Source organism: Streptococcus sp. ELY_137, assembly GCF_058314515.1.
On record NZ_JBZFUL010000004.1, the window covers coordinates 1 to 21,784 of the forward strand.

General features: G+C 43.1%; 23 protein-coding genes. 16 read left to right on the forward strand and 7 right to left on the reverse strand.

All coding sequences use genetic code 11. The features are described 5' to 3' along the window. A partial coding sequence (locus AC4HAO_RS04055; RefSeq protein ID WP_491134665.1) for an IS30 family transposase occupies positions 1-486 on the forward strand: 486 nt, incomplete at its 5' end. A gap of 244 nt (positions 487-730) precedes the next feature. Here the strand turns inward: AC4HAO_RS04055 and rpmG are convergent. Together rpmG and rpmF are read right to left on the reverse strand one after the other, a co-directional pair. Continuing rightward, entirely contained in the window at positions 731-880 is a 150-nt protein-coding gene (rpmG, locus tag AC4HAO_RS04060) for a 50S ribosomal protein L33 (protein WP_002262412.1), read from the reverse strand. Between the two features lie 15 nt (positions 881-895). Further along, positions 896-1,078, reverse strand: a complete 183-nt coding sequence (rpmF, locus tag AC4HAO_RS04065) for a 50S ribosomal protein L32 (protein WP_491093083.1) — start codon at positions 1,076-1,078, stop codon at positions 896-898. Between the two features lie 313 nt (positions 1,079-1,391). Here rpmF and hisS point away from each other — a divergent pair, with 313 nt between their 5' ends. The 5 genes from hisS (at position 1,392) to AC4HAO_RS04090 (ending at position 6,479) form a co-directional block, all read left to right on the forward strand. Then, positions 1,392-2,672: a histidine--tRNA ligase gene (gene hisS, locus AC4HAO_RS04070; RefSeq protein WP_491134666.1), complete on the forward strand. Its 1,281-nt coding sequence runs from the start codon at positions 1,392-1,394 to the stop codon at positions 2,670-2,672. A 34-nt stretch (positions 2,673-2,706) separates the two neighbouring features. Further along, positions 2,707-3,123 carry a hypothetical protein gene (locus tag AC4HAO_RS04075; protein ID WP_491134667.1) on the forward strand — a complete coding sequence of 139 codons (417 nt, stop codon included), beginning with the start codon at positions 2,707-2,709 and terminating at the stop codon, positions 3,121-3,123. 116 nt (positions 3,124-3,239) lie between these two features. After that, on the forward strand, positions 3,240-4,988 hold the full coding sequence (aspS, locus tag AC4HAO_RS04080) for an aspartate--tRNA ligase (RefSeq protein ID WP_491134668.1): 1,749 nt from the start codon (positions 3,240-3,242) through the stop codon (positions 4,986-4,988). Next, on the forward strand, positions 4,981-5,922 hold the full coding sequence (locus AC4HAO_RS04085) for a YitT family protein (RefSeq protein WP_447452613.1): 942 nt from the start codon (positions 4,981-4,983) through the stop codon (positions 5,920-5,922). The genes aspS and AC4HAO_RS04085 overlap by 8 nt, the downstream gene beginning before the upstream one ends. A 200-nt stretch (positions 5,923-6,122) precedes the next feature. Beyond that, positions 6,123-6,479 carry a hypothetical protein gene (locus AC4HAO_RS04090; protein ID WP_491093079.1) on the forward strand — a complete coding sequence of 119 codons (357 nt, stop codon included), beginning with the start codon at positions 6,123-6,125 and terminating at the stop codon, positions 6,477-6,479. Between the two features lie 293 nt (positions 6,480-6,772). Here AC4HAO_RS04090 and argS read toward each other — a convergent pair whose 3' ends face one another. Beyond that, positions 6,773-8,464: an arginine--tRNA ligase gene (argS, locus tag AC4HAO_RS04095; protein ID WP_491134669.1), complete on the reverse strand. Its 1,692-nt coding sequence runs from the start codon at positions 8,462-8,464 to the stop codon at positions 6,773-6,775. Between the two features lie 112 nt (positions 8,465-8,576). Continuing rightward, positions 8,577-9,623: a [citrate (pro-3S)-lyase] ligase gene (gene citC, locus AC4HAO_RS04100; RefSeq protein ID WP_491134670.1), complete on the reverse strand. Its 1,047-nt coding sequence runs from the start codon at positions 9,621-9,623 to the stop codon at positions 8,577-8,579. A gap of 172 nt (positions 9,624-9,795) precedes the next feature. Between citC and AC4HAO_RS04105 the strand changes: the two genes are divergently transcribed. Then, positions 9,796-10,878 (forward strand): AbrB family transcriptional regulator, encoded by a 1,083-nt coding sequence (locus AC4HAO_RS04105; RefSeq protein ID WP_491093076.1) that lies wholly within the window; start codon positions 9,796-9,798, stop codon positions 10,876-10,878. A 102-nt stretch (positions 10,879-10,980) separates the two neighbouring features. Here AC4HAO_RS04105 and citG read toward each other — a convergent pair whose 3' ends face one another. The 3 genes from citG to AC4HAO_RS04120 all read right to left on the reverse strand — a co-directional run bounded on the left by citG (position 10,981) and on the right by AC4HAO_RS04120 (position 14,289). Beyond that, positions 10,981-11,874 (reverse strand): triphosphoribosyl-dephospho-CoA synthase CitG, encoded by an 894-nt coding sequence (gene citG / locus AC4HAO_RS04110; protein WP_491093075.1) that lies wholly within the window; start codon positions 11,872-11,874, stop codon positions 10,981-10,983. Then, a complete protein-coding gene (locus tag AC4HAO_RS04115; protein WP_447452607.1) occupies positions 11,871-12,563 on the reverse strand; it encodes a GntR family transcriptional regulator in 693 nt (230 codons plus the stop codon). The genes citG and AC4HAO_RS04115 overlap by 4 nt, the downstream gene beginning before the upstream one ends. Positions 12,564-12,885: 322 nt before the next feature. Next, positions 12,886-14,289, reverse strand: coding sequence for a CitMHS family transporter (locus AC4HAO_RS04120; protein ID WP_491093074.1), 1,404 nt, complete (start codon positions 14,287-14,289; stop codon positions 12,886-12,888). Between the two features lie 255 nt (positions 14,290-14,544). Between AC4HAO_RS04120 and AC4HAO_RS04125 the strand changes: the two genes are divergently transcribed. The 9 genes from AC4HAO_RS04125 (at position 14,545) to AC4HAO_RS04165 (ending at position 21,449) form a co-directional block, all read left to right on the forward strand. Further along, complete coding sequence (locus AC4HAO_RS04125; RefSeq protein ID WP_491134671.1) at positions 14,545-14,889, forward strand: hypothetical protein; 345 nt, start codon at positions 14,545-14,547, stop codon at positions 14,887-14,889. A gap of 18 nt (positions 14,890-14,907) precedes the next feature. Then, positions 14,908-15,303, forward strand: a complete 396-nt coding sequence (locus AC4HAO_RS04130; RefSeq protein ID WP_491134672.1) for an acetyl-CoA carboxylase biotin carboxyl carrier protein subunit — start codon at positions 14,908-14,910, stop codon at positions 15,301-15,303. Between the two features lie 29 nt (positions 15,304-15,332). Then, positions 15,333-16,454: a sodium ion-translocating decarboxylase subunit beta gene (locus AC4HAO_RS04135; protein ID WP_447452603.1), complete on the forward strand. Its 1,122-nt coding sequence runs from the start codon at positions 15,333-15,335 to the stop codon at positions 16,452-16,454. Between the two features lie 21 nt (positions 16,455-16,475). After that, entirely contained in the window at positions 16,476-16,604 is a 129-nt protein-coding gene (locus tag AC4HAO_RS04140) for an OadG-related small transporter subunit (protein WP_491093071.1), read from the forward strand. A 78-nt stretch (positions 16,605-16,682) separates the two neighbouring features. Next, positions 16,683-16,988, forward strand: coding sequence for a citrate lyase acyl carrier protein (citD, locus tag AC4HAO_RS04145; RefSeq protein WP_491093070.1), 306 nt, complete (start codon positions 16,683-16,685; stop codon positions 16,986-16,988). Beyond that, entirely contained in the window at positions 16,976-17,863 is an 888-nt protein-coding gene (citE, locus tag AC4HAO_RS04150) for a citrate (pro-3S)-lyase subunit beta (RefSeq protein ID WP_491093069.1), read from the forward strand. The genes citD and citE overlap by 13 nt, the downstream gene beginning before the upstream one ends. A gap of 1 nt (position 17,864) precedes the next feature. Next, a complete protein-coding gene (gene citF, locus AC4HAO_RS04155) occupies positions 17,865-19,400 on the forward strand; it encodes a citrate lyase subunit alpha (RefSeq protein ID WP_491093068.1) in 1,536 nt (511 codons plus the stop codon). Further along, on the forward strand, positions 19,393-19,941 hold the full coding sequence (citX, locus tag AC4HAO_RS04160; protein ID WP_491134673.1) for a citrate lyase holo-[acyl-carrier protein] synthase: 549 nt from the start codon (positions 19,393-19,395) through the stop codon (positions 19,939-19,941). Before citF ends, citX begins: the two co-directional genes overlap by 8 nt. A gap of 116 nt (positions 19,942-20,057) precedes the next feature. Beyond that, complete coding sequence (locus AC4HAO_RS04165; protein ID WP_491093066.1) at positions 20,058-21,449, forward strand: oxaloacetate decarboxylase subunit alpha; 1,392 nt, start codon at positions 20,058-20,060, stop codon at positions 21,447-21,449. Positions 21,450-21,784 lie beyond the last annotated feature (335 nt).

Genomic DNA, 21,784 nt, shown 5'->3' on the forward strand with positions numbered 1-21,784 from the left:
TTTGACACTGAGTTTGGTCATCTTGAGGGTGATACCATCGTTGGTAAGAATCACAAGAGTGCGGTGATTACTCTAGTTGAGAAACAATCCAAAGCTATTATCACGCTTCAAACCGCAGGAAGAAAGGCTAGTGATATTGAATACTCAATCAATCGCTGGCTCTCCCGATTTCCCAAACATCTGTTCAGGTCCATCACATTTGACTGTGGAAAAGAATTTTCTAACTGGAAATCCATTTCAAATCAACATGATATTGATATCTTCTTTGCGGACCCTGGTTGTCCTGGGCAACGAGGCCTTAATGAGCATTCTAACGGTCTTTTAAGGAGATATGGACTACCTAAGCAAATGGATTTTAAAGGTGTTTCACAAAACACCTTATCAGCTATAGCTGATAAGAGAAATAGAATTCCTAGAAAATCTTTAAACTATCAAACCCCTTATCATGTTTTTCTGAGTCAGGTGAAACTGTCCAACTTAATTTGACAATTTAAGATATACAAAAAGCCTCATAAGACTTATAATAAAAAGGCGCTTAAATTTTTGTTAATAGCTTATCAAACAGTTCTCTAAGTTTTGCCTTTTCAACAATCTCTTTTTTGGGATACAACTACTATGAACAGTATATCACAATCTTTCTTATGTTTGCTCTCACTTTTTAATCAGACAAAACCACATTTTAAGTAAGAAAAAAGCCTTTGAAGCGTTGATTTCATAGGCTTTCTTTGTGTTATTTCACCTCAGTAAAAATTACGTGTTTACGCAATTTTGGTGAGTACTTTTTCAACTGAAGACGGTCTGGAGTGTTACGTTTGTTTTTTGAAGTAAGGTACAAGCGTTCACCAGATTCTTTGTGTTCAAGTGTAATATTTACGCGCATGGTATCTCCCTTCTATTATTCAGCTGCGTTAGCTTTAGCGATTTTACGTCCTTTGTAGTAGCCTTTGAGGGATACACGGTGAGAACGTGAGTAATCTCCAGTAGTTTCGTCAAACTTAACAGCTGGAGCTGTCAAATTGTAGTGTGTGCGGCGTTTGTTTTTTTTCGCTTTTGACGTGCGACGAGCAGGTACTGCCATTTGTATGTTTCCTCCAATAGATTAATCTTGATTTTAAATCAACTCTAACAGTTTATCATAAGATTTCTGTAAAGTAAAGTTACTTGACAGAAGTTTTGAAAAAAATTCTGATATCCAACCCAAAATCCTCTAAAAAATGATAAAATGATAGGGATTTTAGTCTGTACAGAAAGGAAAAGGTCCAAAGACTGTGAAAAAGGAATTGAACACGGTCGGAAAGCCCAGAAAATCGACAAGCCAGTCTAGTCATAAGGCTGATTGTCTTCCTAATTTTCTTTCAGTCGCTTTCTTTTCGACCTTTGTATCATAAAATATGAAACTTCAAAAACCTAAGGGAACGCAGGATATTCTGCCAGTTGAGAGTAGTAAGTGGCAGTATCTAGAGAATGTTGCACGTGAAACATTTAAAAAATACAACTATGGCGAGATCCGAACCCCCATGTTTGAGCACTATGAGGTAATCAGCCGTTCAGTCGGAGATACGACCGATATCGTAACCAAGGAGATGTATGACTTCCATGACAAGGGAGACCGCCATATTACTCTGCGTCCGGAAGGAACGGCCCCAGTTGTGCGTTCTTTTGTGGAAAACAAACTCTTTGCGCCTGAGGTGCAAAAGCCTGTTAAGATGTATTATATCGGATCCATGTTTCGTTACGAGCGTCCACAAGCCGGGCGCTTGCGTGAGTTCCACCAGATTGGAGTAGAATGTTTTGGGTCCAGCAATCCAGCAACTGATGTGGAGACCATCGCTATGGCTTATCAATTGTTTAAACAGCTTGGTATCAAGAATGTAACCCTCCATCTCAACAGTCTTGGCAACACTGAAAGCCGTATGGTTTACCGTCAAGCACTTATCGATTATCTAACCCCCATGCGTGAGAGTCTGTCTAAAGACAGTCAGCGTCGCTTAGAAGAAAATCCTTTGCGCGTGCTGGATTCTAAGGAGAAGGAAGACAAGTTAGCTGTTGAGAATGCGCCCTCCATCCTCGACTATCTGGATGAAGAAAGTCAAACGCATTTTGATACGGTGCGCCAGATGTTAGAGACTCTAGCTATCCCTTATGTCATTGACACCAACATGGTGCGCGGACTCGACTACTACAATCATACGATTTTTGAGTTCATCACAACCATTGATAAATCAGAGCTAACCATCTGTGCGGGCGGTCGCTACGATGGCTTGGTTGAATATTTTGGCGGACCAGCAACACCGGGATTCGGATTTGGTCTGGGGCTTGAGCGTCTCCTGCTCGTTCTTGAAAAACAAGGTGTTGAGCTTCCTATTGATGAAGGCTTGGACGTTTATATGGCTGTTCTTGGTGATGGTGCCAATCTTAAGGCGCTTGAGTTGGTAGAGGCCCTTCGTCAGCAAGGCTTTAAGGCTGAGCGTGATTATCTGGGACGCAAGATTAAAGCACAATTCAAATCAGCAGATGCTTTCAAGTCTAAGACTGTCATTACTTTAGGTGAGAGCGAAGTTGAGACGGGTAAAGTTGCGATTAAAAACAACCAAACACGTCAAGAAGTTGTTGCCAGTTTTGAAGAAATTACTACAGACTTTGCTGGCATTCTGGCTAAACTCCAAGAATAAGAGAGAAAAAAGGGCAACCCTATAGGAGAATTCAGTGACAAGTATTGAACAGTTGTTAAAAGAAGAGCAGACCTTTAGCCTAGGCTTCGATCGCAGTCTGCCTATCCGCTTTCAGGAACAGTTTTGGAAGATGATTGCTTATTTGGATAAACACGATATCCCATGGTTCAATGGCGAGAGAGCCGGCGATCACGCTATGTGTCAGCAGTTTTTAGGACAGCAGTGGGACCATGACTACCAAAAGGTTATTCTGGTCTTCAAGCCAGCCGAGCGTTATCTAGGCTGGCAATACGATGAGGAAACAGATGAGTGGGGTGTCACGATTGAGGACGTCTATGGCTTTCGTTGGAATCATCTGACAGATGAGGCAGAGTACCAATTTGACGAGATTGAAGAGTTTCAGGATGAGTTTGTTGATACCAGCGCTCTGATTGCTGCATTTGGGAAATAAGTGAAAAACTCCGCCTGATGGGTGGGGTTTTAGTATGCTTTTTGCTATAATAGATAAGAATGTAAAAACTCAGATGGAGAAAGGATAAAGCCGTTTTGGGCTTGGTGTCTCAAAGTATGAAACGTAGTATGTATGCTGGTCATGTTCGCAGTGACCATATTGGAAGTCAGATTACCCTTAAAGGGTGGGTTGCCCGCCGCCGTGACCTTGGTGGTTTGATCTTTATTGATTTGCGTGATCGTGAAGGAATCATGCAGTTGGTCATCAATCCTGAACAAGTGTCTAGCGACGTTATGACTAAGGCTGAAAGTCTGCGCAGTGAATTTGTTATTGAGGTAACAGGGACTGTTCAAAGCCGTGAGCAGGCTAATGATAAGATTGCAACTGGTCAGGTTGAACTCCAAGTCAGTGAACTGACTATCCTCAATACGGCTAAGACAACACCTTTTGAAATTAAAGATGATGCGGAAATGACCGATGAAAATCGTTTACGTTACCGTTATCTGGATCTCCGCCGCCCTAATATGCTGGGTAACCTCAAGCTGCGCGCCAAGGTAACTCACAGTGTGCGTAACTACCTTGATGAGTTGGAATTCATCGATGTGGAAACACCGATGCTGACCAAGTCAACACCAGAAGGAGCGCGTGACTACTTGGTGCCTTCTCGTGTCAGCCAAGGTCACTTTTATGCCCTGCCGCAAAGCCCACAAATTACTAAGCAGCTGTTAATGAACGCTGGGCTTGACCGTTACTATCAGATAGTTAAGTGTTTCCGTGATGAAGACTTGCGTGGGGACCGTCAACCTGAGTTTACACAGATTGATTTGGAAACTTCCTTTCTTGATGAGCAAGAAATCCAAGATATTACTGAAGGCTTGATCGCACGTGTCATGAAGGAGACCAAAGGTGTTGATGTAGCGCTTCCTTTCCCTCGTATGAGCTACGATGATGCTCTGAACAACTATGGTTCAGACAAGCCCGATACACGTTTTGACATGCTTTTACAAGACTTGACAGATCTTGTTAAGGACATTGAATTCAAGGTCTTCTCTCAAGCACCTGTTGTAAAAGCTATCGTAGTGAAAGATGCCGCTGATAAATACTCCCGTAAAGACATCGATAAATTAACAGAAGTGGCTAAGCAGTACGGCGCTAAAGGTCTAGCTTGGATTAAACTTGTAAATGGTGAAGTGACAGGTCCAGTTGCTAAGTTTCTAACAGATATTGCAGGCGCATTGACAGATCGTTTACAATTAGTTGACAACGACTTGGTTCTCTTTGTTGCAGATAGGCTTGAGGTTGCCAACGCAACGCTGGGTGGTCTGCGTACACGTCTAGCCAAGGTTCTTGACATGATTGACAACTCTGCCTTCAATTTCCTTTGGGTAGTTGACTGGCCAATGTTTGAGTGGTCAGAAGAAGAAGGGCGTTATATGTCAGCTCACCATCCTTTTACACTGCCAACGGAAGAATCGGTTTATGAATTGGAAGGTGATCTATCCAGGGTTCGTGCGGTAGCTTACGATATTGTCTTAAATGGTTACGAACTAGGCGGCGGTAGTCTGCGTATCAATCAAAAAGACTTGCAAGAGCGTATGCTCAAGGCTCTTGGCTTCAGCCAAGAATCAGCTAAGGAGCAATTTGGCTTTTTGTTGGAAGCTATGGATTACGGTTTCCCACCGCATGGTGGCTTAGCGATTGGACTCGATCGCTTTGTCATGATTTTAGCTGGCGAAGACAATATTCGTGAAGTTATTGCCTTCCCTAAAAACAACAAAGCTTCAGACCCGATGACTCAGGCACCGAGCCCTGTAGCAGATAAACAATTGGAAGAACTAGCTCTGCAAGTGCAAGACCATGAATAAAAAAACACAGCCTAAACGACAATTTAAATATGCTGTTGGTAAGGCAGCTAAAAAGGTCGGTCTGCTTCATGCGGCCCGCAGTATTTCCCGTGAGAAGTATGCTGAGAAAATCTCGGCCTCGCTCTTTTACGGAATTCTTTCTAGTATTGCGGTAAACTTCTTTTTTCAACCGGGACATGTGTACTCAAGTGGGGCGACTGGTCTAGCTCAAGTCTTATCTGCACTCAGTGAGCGTTTTGTCGGCTTTGTCATTCCTGTAGGGATCACCTTTTATGCCATCAATATTCCTCTAATGTTACTAGCCTGGTTTAAGATTGGCCACCGTTTCACAATATTTACCTTTATCACAGTAACCGTCAGTTCCTTCTTTATCCAGATAATGCCCCAGGTTACATTGACCAAAGATCCCCTAATCAATGCTATTTTTGGCGGTTTAATTATGGGAATTGGGATAGGCTATGGTTTGCGCTCGCGCATTTCTAGCGGGGGTACTGACATTGTCAGCCTTTATATTCGCAAGAAAACAGGCCGTGATGTTGGTTCCATTTCGTTGATTGTTAATGGTTTTATCATGGTTTTTGCTGGTATTTTATTTGGTTGGCAGTATGCTTTATATTCAATGGTTACCATTTTTGTTTCCAGTCGGATGACTGATGCTCTTTTCACAAAGCAAAAGAAAATGCAAGCAACGATAGTAACCAACCAGCCTGAGCGCGTTATCAAAAAAATCCATAAGCAGCTCCATCGCGGTGTTACTTTGATTAACGATGCTGAAGGCACCTATAATCATGAAAAGAAAGCTGTCTTGATTACAATTATTACTCGTGAAGAGTTTAGTGACTTTAAAGAGGTTATGCATAAGAGCGATCCTGAAGCCTTTGTTTCCATTGCTGAAGATGTCCACATCCTAGGCCGTTTTGCTGAGGAAGATTAGTATAGTTCAAATCAAGTGCCTGTTGCTTTTGCCAAATAATTTTTGCCTGCTGTCAAATGACTTTGAACTAGCTTGAGGATTCTAGTAAAGTCATTTACAATAACAGGCCGATCGATTTGAGTGAAACTGTTCTGTTTATATACTGGCTATCACGCAATACAAGGTAGCGTTAAATTTATCCAAAAGCTGGGGTGGCTATCATGAAAAGAAAAAGTTCTTTTACGATTTGTACGATCCTTATCGTTATATCAAATGTCCTTATGATGACATTGCTTAACAATGGTGAAGAGAAACTCTCAAACCTGTTTATAATGGCAATAACCCTGCTGTGCTTCCCTGGGTTTTTATGGGCAATTGATAATGAGATAGTTTCACTGATTAGGATTGAATCCTCTACCTTATTCCTTATCGCCACTCTTTCCGTTCTTCGGTTAATAAATAGACTTAGTCCTTTACCTGATGCGGTAGGTGCTACGGTAGCTATTGTTGCCTTTATCCTAATAACAGTACTGTTAGTTGCTGGAATTGCCAGATGGGTGACTAAAAAGAAGGAGTGAGTGATCGAGAGCTTAAAATGGTGTTAGGAGTTTATTCGTTTATTCAAAATCATAGAACCTGACCAAACTAAACTGACCTGCCCCCAATCACTAGATTTTTTGTCTAACTTTTAGGGAGCTGTTCACTTGGTCAGGCTCTTTTTTATCTTTTAAAGTCTGTTTAATGCGAGAAAGTAAAGAAAAGCCTAGGAGGAGAAATATGCTCCTTCTAGGTTAATAGTATTTTTGAGCTTCATTATATCGTAACTGTAAGAGCTCACAGCATTTTATGGATGAGGGCAATGACCATCAATTTACATCTCTTCAGGCGCTTCAACCCCCAAGAGGCGCAGAGCTTCTTTGAGGACAGTGGCTGTCGCGTGGCTGAGGGCTAGACGACTGGCGCGTTCTGAACTGTCATCTAAAATACGGGTATGAGCGTAATATTTATTGAAGGCTTGAGCCAGATTAATAGCAAATTTTGCAATGACAGATGGTTCAAAATTATCGGCCGCTCGCTTGATAGTGGCTGGGAAATTTTGAATTAATTTGACAATTTCCCAGCTTTCAGCATCATCTAAGGAATAGTCAGCTGCTGGATCAACCTTGAAGTCCGTTTTGCGAAGGATGGATTGAATCCGAGCATAGGCATATTGGACATAAGGGCCGGTCTCTCCTTCAAACGAAACCATAGCATCTAGATCAAAGTCATAACCGTTGAGACGATCTGTTTTAAGATCATAAAATTTGATAGCTCCCACACCAACAGCGTGAGCGACCTCCGATTTATTAGGCAGGTTAGGATTTTTAGCGTTGATTTGTTCTTGGGCCCGCTTGATAGCCTCTGCAATCGTTGGTTCTAAAAGGATAACGTTGCCCTTACGAGTTGATAGCTTCTTCCCATCTTTTGTGACTAGGCCAAAAGGCACATGAACAATATCGTCTGCCCAATCGTAACCCATCTCTGTTAAAACCGCCTTGAGTTGTTTGAAATGGCTTGCCTGCTCGTTTCCAACGACATAGACAGATTTGGCGAAATCATAGGTACGATTGCGGTAAAGTGCTGCGGCGATATCACGAGTGATATAAAGGGTGGCGCCGTCAGATTTTTTAATCAAGGCAGGGTGTTCGATGCCATATTTTTCAAGATTGACAACCTGAGCCCCCTGAGACTCCTGCAAGAGCCCTTTCTCTTCTAGGAGAGAAACCACTTCGTCCATTTTATCATTGTAGAAAGCCTCCCCATTGTAGCTGTCAAAGCTGACTTGGAGTTCATCGTAGAGGCGGTTGAATTCAACTAAACTTTCATCGCGAAACCATTGCCAGAGTTCAATAGCCTCCGAATCTCCAGCCTCTAATTTGCGGAACCACTCACGAGCTTCCTCATCGAGCTCAGTGTGCTCCTTGGCTTCCTTATTGATACGAACATAGAGCTGCAGCAGTTCATTGATGGGATTGGCTCTGACAGCTTCCTCATCTCCCCATTTTTTATAAGCAACGATTAATAAACCAAACTGTTTGCCCCAGTCACCCAAATGATTGATTTTAACAGGCCGATAACCAATCTTTTCAAAAATCTTAGCAAGACTGTCCCCGATAACTGTTGAACGCAAATGTCCGATGGAGAAGGGCTTAGCAATATTAGGACTAGACATATCAAGAGTAATATGACGTCCCTGACCGATATTTTGGGCGGCATAGCCCTTTCCCTTTTGCAAAACTTCAGCCAAGACTGCCTGAGAAGTGTCCTTCTTGTTAAGAAAGAAATTAACGTAAGGGCCGACAGCCTGAACTTTATCAAATGGTCGGTTATCGATTTTTTCAGCAATATCACTGGCAATTATCTGCGGTGCCTTGCGCAGGGCTTTAGCCAGAGAAAAAGCAGGAAAAGCTAAGTCTCCCATGGTCGAATTCTTAGGGGTTTCCAGTAGACTAATAATATCTTCAACCGCTAAATCAGGCAGGACAGCCTTGATTTCTCGGGCGATAGTAAGTTTGTTATCCATGATTTTCTCCTGTGAAAGTATTCATTTTATTGTAACATAATTAGCCTAGTTTTTTAAGCTAGCTTATCGCTAAAGCTTTTATCTCCCCCTACGAGTCAAAAATAGTTTGATCTCAATAATGAATGACTTCCTCAGCCTTTTGAATGCTTGAAATCAAAGGCTGCGCTTCAGCGCTCAAAAAGTAATGGAGACTAGTTTCTGGCAGCAGATCCTTTAGGCGCTCCAGTTGTCCTTCTTTGATAACTTGGCGAGCTGTAGAAGCACTGATGACTTGTCCGTCAGCAGTTGTTTTTCTTGGGACAAGCAGGCAGTCAATGTCAGCCTTGGGCAACTCCTCCTGCATAATTTGATTATAAATATTAGTCACAAAACTCCGAGGTTCCTCTCCGACATAGCGTTTAGAAATACCTAGTCCTTTAGCAATCTGGATAAAAATATTAACATCGATCAAGGCCTGTCCTCTGATAACCGCTTCTTCTTCCTGCAAAAAGTAGCTGGGAAAGGTGGCACGACTGATGATGTAATCCCCTGTGTCATGGTAAATAATATTGTCCAGATGGGCAGTTCCCCGTTTAATCAAGTCCTTACGGATTTTAAAGGGAATCAGGCTGGTATCTTCACTGACGATAAAGACATGCAGGTAGTCATTCTCGGCTGCAGCCCGCTCAATCAGATACTGGTGCCCCAGTGTAAAAGGATTGGCATTTAAGACTAAGGCAGCTGTCTGTGCTTCTGGGTTAGGAGATGATTCTAAGCTTGACAGATAGTTTTTGAACCCTGTCTTTTTATTTTCCATAAAAACTACCTGAGGCAATCTAACGATATCATGGAAGCCCAGATCCGCAAAGTATTTAGCTGTGCAGGGTTTAGTATAGAGAAATAAATGGGTGTTTCCGCGTTCCCATTGAACCTGAACCAAATGGGTGACGATTTTATTCAGCAGGCCAGCTCCCTGATAACGATGATCGACGCTGAGACAGCGCAGTGTATTTCCAAAACAGCTCCCCGTCGCAATTACTTCAAGGTTCTCATTAAAAATAGCGCAGGTATAATCGAGATGAGCGTCTCGCTTAAGTCCTTCTCGCTCTAACAGTTCATCGACCTTTTTGAGGCTAGCAGTGTCCCAGGGAAAAATCTTCGAAATGGTATCAGTTGACATCAGCCTATCCTCCTCTATTGGCTTTTGCCTTATTGTACCACTATTAAAAACAGCTTTTCAATGCTAGTTCTTTTTAAAACACTTTTAGTACACAGCTAACTTTATAAGTCCTTCAAAATATGTCATAATTGAGACAGATAAAGATACAGAATCAAATGATGGGAAGGCGAAAATGATGATAGGGCACCTTTTTTTAACAGTGACAGTAGGACTTCTTGGTGGTGTACTGGCGAAAAAAATTGGCCTTCCAGCCCCCTTTATGGTGGGGAGCATGATAGCCGTCGCTACTGTTTCTATCATAACGGGACAGATGGTTATTGCTTCTGGCGCAAAAATCTTTGCCCAAATTGTCAGCGGTGCCTATATCGGCCAGCAAGTCTCTAAATCAGACCTGCGCAACCTTCCGCATCTGGCTAAACCTATTGCTGGCTTGATGGGCTTATTCACACTTAACATGGTATTTGTAGGACTAGTATTTATAGCCTTCTTTCAGCTAGATCCAGTAACAGCCTTTTTGAGCTGTTTACCGGGAGGGATTGTTGATGTCTCCTTGATGAGTATTGATATGGGGGCTCAGTCAGACATTGTAGCTACCTTGCAGTCAGCTAGGCTGATCGGCATTCTAATTATTTTACCGCTTTGGGTAGCCTGGTTGACTAAAAAAATAACGCCCATCTCGCCGACTGCTTCTAAAGCAGATATCTCCGCTCCTCCCCAACAGTTGTCAACACACATAAGAACCGAGCTGACCAAGAGCCAGCAGTGGAAAAATAATGCCTTAATTCTCTGCATCGCTAGCTTGGGAGGCCTGCTAGGGTGGTGGCTTGGCATTCCTGTAGGCGCCTTAATTTTCTCCCTGATTTTTTCTTGTGTCTTGAAAATACTGCGGGACACCAAGCAGCTCTCCATTTCTATTCGTTACCTAGCGCAGATTGTTGCAGGTGCGCTGATAGGGGTTAATTTTACCCAGACCAGCTTATTTAGAATGTTTCATTTATTGATTCCTATCCTTCTTCTATTAGCCAGTTATCTGCTTATTAATGGTCTATTTGGTTTTCTTGTTTATAAAACTGGTTTGCTTGATCTACAGTCGGCCTTATTTGCCTCCTCTCCTGCGGGGGCAACAGATATTTCCCTGTTAGCTGGAGAACTGGGCGGAGATATGCCTAAAATAGCCGGTATGCAAATTAGCCGAACTATTTACACGACTCTTATCATGCCTTTTATTGTCAGATGGCTTGTGACCGTTTTATAAAAGAGCTCTTTTAACGCTGAAGTGCACTCCAAAAGTTAGATAGAAAATTTAACTTTTGGAGGATGCTTCACGCAGTGAAAGGGCTCATTATTTTGTATAGGGTTACAATAATCGTTCTAAAAAAGCAAAATAAAGTGTTAAGGCTAGCAGATCAGCGCTGCCTCCGGGACTGAGATTGCGCTCAATCAGTGTTTGGTTATAGTCCGATAATTCTTGTCTTAAGAGCTTTTTTGAAGTTTTCAAGTCTTCGCTAAGCAATAAAAGACGGGATTCTTTTTTGACCAGCTGCCAAGCTTCAAGCCCGCCTCGATGGATGATATTGCCATCTTCAAGTTGAGACATTAAGTAAAGCAGCAGTCTTAGCTGACTCCATTCCGGATCCTGCTTTGCTTTTAGCTCCTGTCGAAAAAAAGGCAGGGCTCTATCAATCAGGGTTGGGAAGCCTGCTGCAGCTTCCCCGCGAGGTCCCTTAATGCCGTAATCAAGAAACAGACGCTCCCCATAACTAAGCTTGGTCTTTGTATCTAACTGCTCCCAATCGGCCTGTATAGCCTGAGCGGATATCGTTTGAACTAGTTGGGCAAGATCTTGGCTTGTCTGAGGGGTAAAAGTAACACATTTGGTCTTAGAGTCATTCTTAGCCAGATAAATACCGGTTGCTCCCAGCAGCAAGGCCAGAGAAAAATTGACTCCTTTATGGGTATTGACCCCATTTGTAGCTTGAAACATGGCTTTTTCTGCTTCTATACCGATGGAACGTAAACGCTCAAAGATAAACTGAGGCTTATCAGAGGCATAGTGCCAACCAGTCTGAATATAGCGCTCGAAAAAGGGAAACAGAGCTTCTATACTCGCGATAAAACTAGCATAGGTCATATCCTTGTGAGCTCCATTATCAAAGCGGTCTACCAGTCCGGGTTTAGGGCTCAAATTTAGCTCGTAAAGCAGCGCTTGCCTAGCTGCATAGGCATAAACAGCTAAATCTGTATCAGTCATGTTTTTCTGCTTTCCATTTCCTTCATGATAAAATTCAGGGAAGAATTAAGGTGTTCGTGCGTGATTAAGGTAATCTGCTCAACGTCCTTATTTCTCATCCCGCGGTAGATAATCCAATGTTCAGCTAACGCCTGCTTACGTCGTTCCAGAGAACCGATTGAGATTTCTCGGAAATATCTAAGGTAGGTCTGCAGTTCCAGCACAATCTCGCGCAGGCGGAGCATTTGACTCTTTTGATAGATGAGCTCATTAAACTGATTGAAGTTCTGTAGGATTTGTTCCACGTCCCCATCGTCAATAAAGCCCTCACAGTCGGTTAGAATCTTTTCCATGTCTGCAAAATCGGCCTCGGTCATTAAGTACATAGCTTTGGTAGCTGCCAAGGTATCAAGAGCCTTTCGGATATCGAAAATTTCTATGGCATCCTTAAGACTGATACCGCGCACAATGATGCCTTTTTTGGGAATATGTTCGACCAGCTTTTCCTCCTCCAAGACGCTTAAGGCATAGCGAATTGGTGTCCTGCTGATGTTGAGAGCCGCTGAGAGCTCTTTTTCATTGATGCGTGCACCCGCAGGAATCTCACTCATAATAATAGTCTTTTTTAAAGCCTCATAAAATGAGATTTTCAAGGGAACATTTTTGGTTAAATCCAAATTGTTTTTTATGGCTTCAATAATTTGAGACATTCTTTCTCCTTGTAAGGTGTTATTTCTCTATTATAACGAAATTTATAGAAAAATGCTTTTCCTTTCCTACCCCTAGGGAGCTCTTAAGTAATTCGAGGAAAGATAGGAAGCATAGCAAGGGGAGCATTTAGAGAATAAATATTTTTACTGGGACTGCCAATAGCCAAGAATAAAGAGTAAGCGATATTAGAGTTATTAAGACAAAATCTTAACCAATTTCCGAACTATTTATAAGCACTCAAAAAACGCTCCACTGGAGCGTTTTTTCACGGCTGAAAACAAGAGGGAACACAAACAGGTGAGAGACTTAGCTTCAAGCTTCTTACTGAGGGATGTAGAGAGGCATATGGCCCATTACCAGAATAGTCACCACAAAGATAACAAAGATAACCACAGCATATTTAGCCGATTCTCTTTGCCATTCCCCCATATCCAGTCCTGTTAGGCGAAGGAGCAAGTAGATAAAGGCTACCAGAGGACTGAGCAAGTGGAAAGCTTGTCCCATCAGCGATGCCAAGGCCATAGCCATATTGCTAAAGCCGTACTGAGCACCCGCTTGTGCCAAGATTGGCATGATACCATAGTAGAAGCCATCGTTGGATATAAAGAAGGTACCAGGAGCGGAGATAAAGGCAATCACTAAGCCCCAGAAGCCGGCTAATTGTTTTGGAATGATGGCTGTAAAGCTTGTAGCTAAGGCGTTAGCCATACCAGTACCTTGGAAAAGTCCCATAAAGATACCAGCAGCAAAGACCAGAATAACAACTTGAACAGCGTCTCCGGCATTTTCACTAATACGTTTAGATTGATCTTTTAAGTTAGGGTAGTTAACCATCAATGCGATACAGGTACCAACTGCAAAGAGCATAAGTGATGGCATCTCAATTGCAGGGACAAATGAACTGGCAACCAGCCAAGCGATAAGGATAACGGTCAGGAGGGCATTGAAAATAAAGTTCTTGGGACGGCGAATCTTTAGAACCTCTGGGTCTGTGACCTTGGTCAGTTCAGAAATTTCTTCATCTGATAATTCGGAAATTCCTAACCGTTTACGTTCCTTTTTACCCATGCTTCTAGCAACAAAGAAGATAACATAGAGGACAGACAGGATCATACCTGGTGCTAAGTAGCTGAGGATTTCAGCTCCGACATTGAGCACTGACATAGCGCGTGCTGTTGGTCCGCCCCAAGGCAGAAGGTTCATGATTGTATTTTGCAGGATGATCAAAACAGCCAAATTCATAATCCGCATGTCCAGCTTTTTATAGATTGGCAAAAAGGCTGAACAGCAAATCAGTGTTGTTGTTGTACCGTCACCATTGAGGGATACAGCAGCGGCAACGACAGCAGTTGCAATCAGGACCTTCAATGGATCCCCTTTGGCAAAGCGAATCATTTTTTCTGTAATGGGATCGAACAAGCCGGCATCAAGCATGATAGAGAAATACAGAATGGCAAATAGCAGCATGATACCAGTTTGTGCCGTATTATTAATCCCGTACATAACCATTGGACCGATGGCCGTTAGATTTTTGGAAATGCTATCATCACCGAGAAATTCGACGAAGGCTTTGTCGGCCTGTAAATCAACGACCCCTGTCAGAATAGCAATAACTGCTGCGACAAGTGGAATCATAATCAATGCTGTTAGCGGGGACATTTTTTTCCTCATAACAACATACATGAAAACGATAATCATAGCATAAGCTAAAATTGTGAGTAACATGGCAGTGCTCCTTTTATTTGATTAATATAATTATTTACGATGTAGAAATTTCTTAAACAATTCTAGTATATATGAAAGCGCTTCAGAAACAAAGACCTATTATTCTGAAAAAACACAAAAAAAACATAAAAATCTGCTAGAAAAAACACAAAAAAAGCATGCGAAAGCGCTAAATCATTATATAATCAAAATGTATAGAAGCCTTAATGGGCACTGCCCCTCTCATTTTATACTTAAGGAGAAAGGAGGACGGTCATGGGCATTTTTCAGCGTTTATTTCACAGCAAGGCGGATAATCCTAACCCCAGCGGTGAACAAGTCTATGACAGCACGAGTCAGTCAGGGGAGGAGTCGTGCTGGGAGCCTTTGCCAGCTTTTATTCCAGCTGCCCCAGAAGATATCGAACTGATCAGTATATTAGCATCAGCCATTGCTGCTGGTGATTATCCTGATAGTCAATTTGTGGTCAAGAAAGTTTGGCAGCGCAATCCAGAAGTTAAGACGCTATCTTTGATTGCCGCCAGTATCGCTGCCGGTGAACGGACAGACAGTCAGCTCGCTATTAAAGCGATTTACCAAAAGAAAAACCAAAACCAATAATAAAGGAGAACATTGCTTATGTTACGTAAATTTAAGATCTCTGTAGATGGGAAAGAGTATCTGGTTGAAATGGAAGAAATTGGCGCTAGTCCAGCAGCCCCAGCCGCACCTGCTCCAGCACCAACTGTAGCCGCGCCTCAGCCGGCTGAACCCGCTCCAGCCGCACCTGCTCCAAATCCAGTTGCTTCATCACCAGCGGGGGCAGATGCCATGCCAGCGCCAATGCCGGGAACAATCCTCAAAATTTTGGTTAACCCAGGTGATACCGTTTCAGAAAATCAACCCCTCATGATTCTGGAAGCCATGAAAATGGAGAATGAAATTGTGGCTAATGCTTCGGGCACTGTCTCTGCCGTTCATGTAAAAGAAGGGCAAGTCGTTAATGCCGGTGACGGTCTTATTACGATTGCCTAAATACCTATAACAAGAAAGGAAGTGGATTTGTGGACACTTTAATTTCAGGAATTACCTCCATCACTCTTCCTCAAATCATTATGATGGTTATTGGAGCCATCTTGATGTATTTGGGGATCAAGAAAGAATATGAACCAACCCTCTTAGTCCCCATGGGACTTGGTACCTTGCTGGTTAATTTCCCGGGAACTGGGGTTCTAACTCAGGTGGTTAACGGGGTTAAACAGGAAGGTGTATTTGATATCCTCTTTAAGATAGGGATTAACACGGAACTCTTTCCTCTTTTGATTTTTATCGGTATCGGAGCCATGATTGACTTTGGCCCCTTGCTACAGAATCCATTTATGCTGCTCTTTGGCGCGGCAGCTCAGTTTGGGATTTTCTTTGTTGTCGTTGTCGCTGTCATGGCCGGTTTCGATATTAAAGAAGCCGCTTCTATCGGAATTATCGGGGCTGCTGATGGGCCAACTTCAATCTTTGTCGCCAACCAGCTGGCCCCTAAATTACTGGGGCCGATAACGGTCGCGGCCTACTCTTATATGGCCTTGGTTCCTATTATCCAGCCTTTTGCCATTAAGCTGGTTACGACTAAAAAGGAACGTCGCATCCGTATGACCTATAAGGCAGAAGATGTTTCTAAATTAACTAAAATTCTATTTCCAATTGTTATTACCATTGTTGCAGGTTTTATCGCACCTATCTCTCTACCGCTTGTTGGTTTTCTGATGTTTGGTAATCTCTTGCGTGAATGTGGTGTTTTAGATCGTTTATCGCAAACAGCCCAAAATGAGTTGGTTAATATTGTCAGCATTCTCTTGGGGCTAACGATTTCAGTTAAAATGCAGGCCGATCAGTTCTTAAATGTGCAAACCCTCATGATTATTCTTTTTGGCCTAGTCGCTTTCATTATGGACTCTGTCGGAGGGGTTATTTTTGCTAAGATTTTGAATATTTTCCGCCGCAAGAAAATCAATCCGATGATTGGTGCTGCCGGGATTTCCGCCTTCCCCATGTCCAGTCGGGTTATCCAAAAAATGGCAACGGATGAAGATCCACAGAACTTTATTTTGATGTACGCAGTTGGTGCCAATGTATCAGGGCAAATTGCCTCTGTAATTGCAGGTGGTTTGCTGCTGTCATTCTTTAGTTAAAAAAGGTGAGGAGAGATTATTATGTCAATAGATGATTTAATTCAAGCCTTTGAACTGATGGGCTTAGGTATGGCTGGAGTTTTCATTGTGTTGGGAATTTTGTATGCTGCTGCGGAATTGCTGCTCAAAATTTTTCCAGTAAAAAAATAGCTTAGTTATCATACGCGACACTCGTGGGATTGTCTCACCTGCGCCGCATATTAATATTATAGTAATATGAGGTGAATTATGAATATTAAACAAACAGCTGTTGCCGGTTCACTGGAATCCAGTGATATTATGGTAACGGTCAGTCCGAGTAATGATGGTATTTCTATTGAATTGGAAAGCAGTGTTGAAAAGCAATTTGGTCAGCAGATTAGGACAGTTATCCAAGAAACACTGAACAAGCTAGATGTCCAGTCAGCTGCTGTTCAAGCGGTTGATAAGGGAGCTTTGGATTGTACCATTCAGGCGCGTACGCTTGCTGCAGTTCACAGAGCAGCAGGAGTAGAGCAGTACAACTGGAAGGAGATTGACGCATGGAACGCTTAAGAAGAACAATGATGTTTGTCCCCGGAGCCAATGCAGCCATGCTTAGGGATGCTCCGCTGTATGGCGCAGACTCCATTATGTTTGATTTAGAAGACTCGGTCTCCTTAAAAGAAAAAGATACATCCAGAGCATTGGTACACTTTGCTCTTAAGACTTTTGACTACAGTCAGGTAGAGACAGTTGTCCGGGTGAATGGTCTGGATACCTGCGGCGCACTGGATGTTGAGGCTGTCGTTCTTGCTGGCGTCGATGTAGTCCGTCTACCTAAAACGGAAACAGCCCAAGACATTATTGATGTCGAAACAGTTATTGAGAAAGTGGAACGTGACAACGGTATTGAAATCGGCCGTACTAAGATGATGGCTGCTATCGAGTCTGCCGAAGGTGTCCTCAATGCCCCAGCCATTGCCAAGGCTTCTGATCGTCTAATCGGTATTGCCTTAGGTGCAGAAGATTATGTAACCAACATGAAGACCCGTCGCTATCCCGACGGTCAAGAGCTCTTCTTTGCTCGCAGCATGATTCTCCATGCTGCCCGTGCAGCTGGCATTGCAGCGATTGATACGGTCTACTCAGATGTCAATAATCCCGAAGGCTTCCAAAACGAAGTGCGCTTAATTAAGCAACTGGGATTCGATGGAAAATCCGTTATCAACCCTCGCCAAATTCCTTTGGTTAACGAAATCTATACGCCAACAGAAAAAGAAATTCAAAATGCCAAAGAAGTTGTTTGGGCAATTCGTGAGGCAGAAAGCAAGGGTTCTGGTGTTATTTCGCTCAAGGGTAAGATGGTTGATAAACCGATTGTTGAGCGCGCCGAACGTGTTATTACCTTGGCCAAGGCTGCTGGAGTGTTAAGCGAGGAGGATATTTAAAATGGTAGAAAATAAATTAGGTCGTGATATTCCTCAAGAATATGCTGAGCGCTACGGCGTATTTGAAGGGGAATTGGCACATATTAAAGATTATCAAGAATCCAGTCGGCGGGTGAAACCAGTGAAGCCCGCTGATGACAAGCTCTTGTCTTCTGTCCGTGAAGCGATTGAAAAAACAGGACTAAAAGATGGCATGACTATCTCTTTCCACCACCATTTTCGTGAAGGTGACTATGTGATGAACATGGTTTTGGATGAAATTGCTAAGATGGGGATTAAAGATATCTCTATCGCCCCAAGTTCTATCGCCAATGTTCATGCTCCCTTGATCGATCACATCAAAAATGGCGTTGTTACTAATATCACGTCCAGTGGTCTGCGCGATAAGGTTGGGGCCGCAATTTCAGAAGGAATCATGGAGAACCCTGTTGTCATCCGCTCCCATGGAGGACGTGCCCGTGCGATTGCAGCTGATGATATTCATATTGATGTCGCTTTCTTAGGAGCTCCGAGCTCTGACGCTTATGGTAATGCCAACGGAACAAAAGGAAAGGCAACCTGTGGTTCACTGGGCTACGCCATGATTGACGCTAAGTACGCAGATCAGGTTGTTATCATTACAGATACCTTAGTATCTTACCCTAATACGCCAATCAGTATTCCGCAAACAGATGTCGATTACGTCGTTGTTGTAGATGCGATTGGGGATCCCGAAGGTATCGCTAAGGGTGCAACTCGTTACACCAAAAATCCTAAAGAATTGCTCATTGCCGAGTATGCGGCTAAGGTTATCACCGGTTCTCCTTACTATAAAGAAGGGTTCTCCTTCCAAACAGGAACGGGTGGAGCTTCATTAGCTGTTACGCGTTTTATGCGTGAGCAGATGCTTAAAGATGGTATCAAAGCCAATTTTGCTCTCGGTGGTATCACCAATGCCATGGTAGAATTGCTGGAAGAAGGTCTTGTTGATAAAATTATGGACGTTCAGGACTTTGACCATCCTTCGGCCGTATCGCTTGACAGCAATGCTGAAAAGCATTATGAAATCGATGCTAATATGTATGCCTCTCCGCTTAGCAAAGGTTCTGTGATCAATCAATTGGATACCTGTGTGCTCTCGGCCTTAGAAGTAGATACAGACTTTAATGTCAATGTTATGACTGGATCAGATGGCGTTATCCGCGGGGCATCAGGCGGCCATTGTGACACGGCCTTCGCAGCCAAAATGAGTTTAGTCATTTCACCTCTTGTGCGCGGACGCATTCCTACCTTTGTTGATAAGGTTAACACCGTCATTACACCCGGAACCAGTGTTGATGTCATTGTGACAGAAGTGGGCATTGCCATCAATCCTAATCGTCCCGATTTAATAGAACACTTTAAGGACCTGAAAGTACCGCAATTCACAATCGAAGAATTGAAAGAAAAGGCTTATGCGATTGTTGGTAATCCAGATCCTATCCAATATGGGGACAAGGTTGTAGCCCTTATTGAGTATCGCGATGGCAGCTTGATTGATGTAGTCCGCAATGTCTGAAAAGCTAAGTATCGAAAGAGTCTTCGATGGACCACAAGTAGGCTTGGAGGATATGCTGGCTGCGCGTGAAGACCGCAGCCGTAAACAGACAGAACTGCTGAAAACTTATAAGTCTCACTCTCTGCTTTGCGCCACTATGAATATCCCCGGTCCAATTAAAACCTCTCAGGTTTTAAACCGAGCTTTTACTCAGCTGGTCGAGCACCTTCAGCAAGAAAAAAGCGGTTTACAAGCTGTCTATGAGGAACTTAGGACATCAGTGACCGGCTGGGAATACTATCTCGTCAGCAATCTAGAGCCAGAGCAACTAAAGCAAAGGATGGTTGCTCTTGAGATCCAGCTTCCCATCGGACGCTTACTAGATTTGGATGTGCTCAGTTTACAGACCAATCGCGCCCAGGCCATAAGTCGCACAGAATTAGGGCTGCCTACGAGAAGCTGTTATATTTGTAGAGAAGACGCCAAGGTCTGTGGACGTTCTCGCAAGCACAGTATTCAAGAGGTGCAAAGTGCCATTGTTAACCTACTCAATCAAAAGTAAATAAAATCAAGCTAGGATTGGGCAAAAAGATTTTCCCAGATGCCAGCATCTTCGTCAAATCTCCTATTTTGCTTAATCCGCAGGCGTCCTTTATACCTTATGAAAGGAAGATTGAAATGACAAAAGTCCGTATTACGGAAACCGTACTAAGAGATGGTCAGCAAAGTCAGATTGCAACGCGCATGACTACCCAAGAGATGCTCCCTGTTTTAAAAACTTTAGATGAAGCCGGTTATCATGCCCTAGAAATGTGGGGGGGAGCTACTTTTGATTCCTGTCTGCGTTTTTTGGATGAAGACCCTTGGGAAAGGCTGCGCACCATCCGTAAGCATGTGAAAAACACCAAACTCCAGATGTTATTGCGTGGGCAAAATCTGCTTGGTTATCGCAATTATGCTGATGATGTTGTAGAATCCTTTATCCAAAAATCAGTTGAAAATGGAATAGATATTGTTCGTATTTTTGATGCTCTCAATGATCCTCGCAATCTGCAAACAGCTGTAGCAGCTACTAAAACAGCCGGAGGTCATGCCCAAGTTGCTATTTCCTACACCACCAGTCCCGTCCATACGGTAGATTACTTTGTTAATCTATCTAGGCAGTATGCTGAAATCGGAGCAGATTCGCTTTGTATAAAGGACATGGCTGGCGTTTTAACGCCGCAGACTGGTTATGAGCTAGTAAAACAAATCAAGGAAGCAGTAGACCTCCCTCTTGAAGTACACACACATGCTACTAGTGGAATCTCAGAAATGACCTACCTCAAAGTAGCTGAGGCGGGAGCAGATATTATTGATACGGCAGTTTCTTCTTTTGCCGGTGGAACTAGCCAGCCAGCTACGGAGTCCTTGGTTATCGCTCTCGAAGAACTTGGCTTTGAAACAGGTGTTGACCTTAAAAAAGTCGAAACAGCAGCGGCTCACTTTAATACAGTACGTGATCATTACCGCAAAGAAGGTCTCCTAAATCCTAAAGTCAAGGATGTTGAACCTAAGACCTTGATTTATCAGGTTCCAGGCGGTATGTTATCGAATCTGCTCAGTCAGCTAACAGAGCAAGGTCTAGCCGATCGCTATGAAGAAGTTCTGGCTGAAGTTCCTCGTGTCAGAGCGGATCTGGGCTACCCACCGCTAGTAACCCCACTGTCTCAAATGGTTGGGACCCAGTCGCTCATGAATATTATTTCGGGGGAACGCTATAAAGTCATTCCAAACGAGATTAAAGATTATGTCCGTGGACTTTATGGGCGTCCACCAGCAGCCATTGATGACAAGATTAAACAGCTTATTATCGGCGATGAAGAAGTCATTACTGTCCGCCCCGCCGATCTGATTGAACCGCAATTGCCAGATTTGCGTCAAGAAATCGCGGATTATGCTAAGAGCGAAGAAGATGTGCTCAGTTACGCTTCTTTCCCTCAGCAGGCTAGAGATTTCTTGGGGCGTCGTGAGGATCCCTTTTATGACGTTCCTGTACAGTCGGTATCTGTACAGATTGATTTTGATTAGTCCATACATTTGAGGGCGAGGTAACCAATCATGATAGCTTCCTTCGTCTCTACTCATCTCAACCAGTCTAAGATAGTGTTTGAACTATCGCAGACTGGGGGCTGCTATAGTTTTAGTCTAAAAATTAGGAAGTGCTCTAAGAACCCTGTGTCAAGCCGTTATAATTAGTTTATAGAATGAGGTTGAGAACTTTTTGTCTCGGCCTCATTTTTATAAATCCACCACAGAGCATTAGCTGATTTGGTACATTCTGATATCGCTCGGCTATACTGAAACTAATGAAAAATATAGCTCTTTTTGTTATAATACTTAAGGTATAAATTGGGAGATAACAG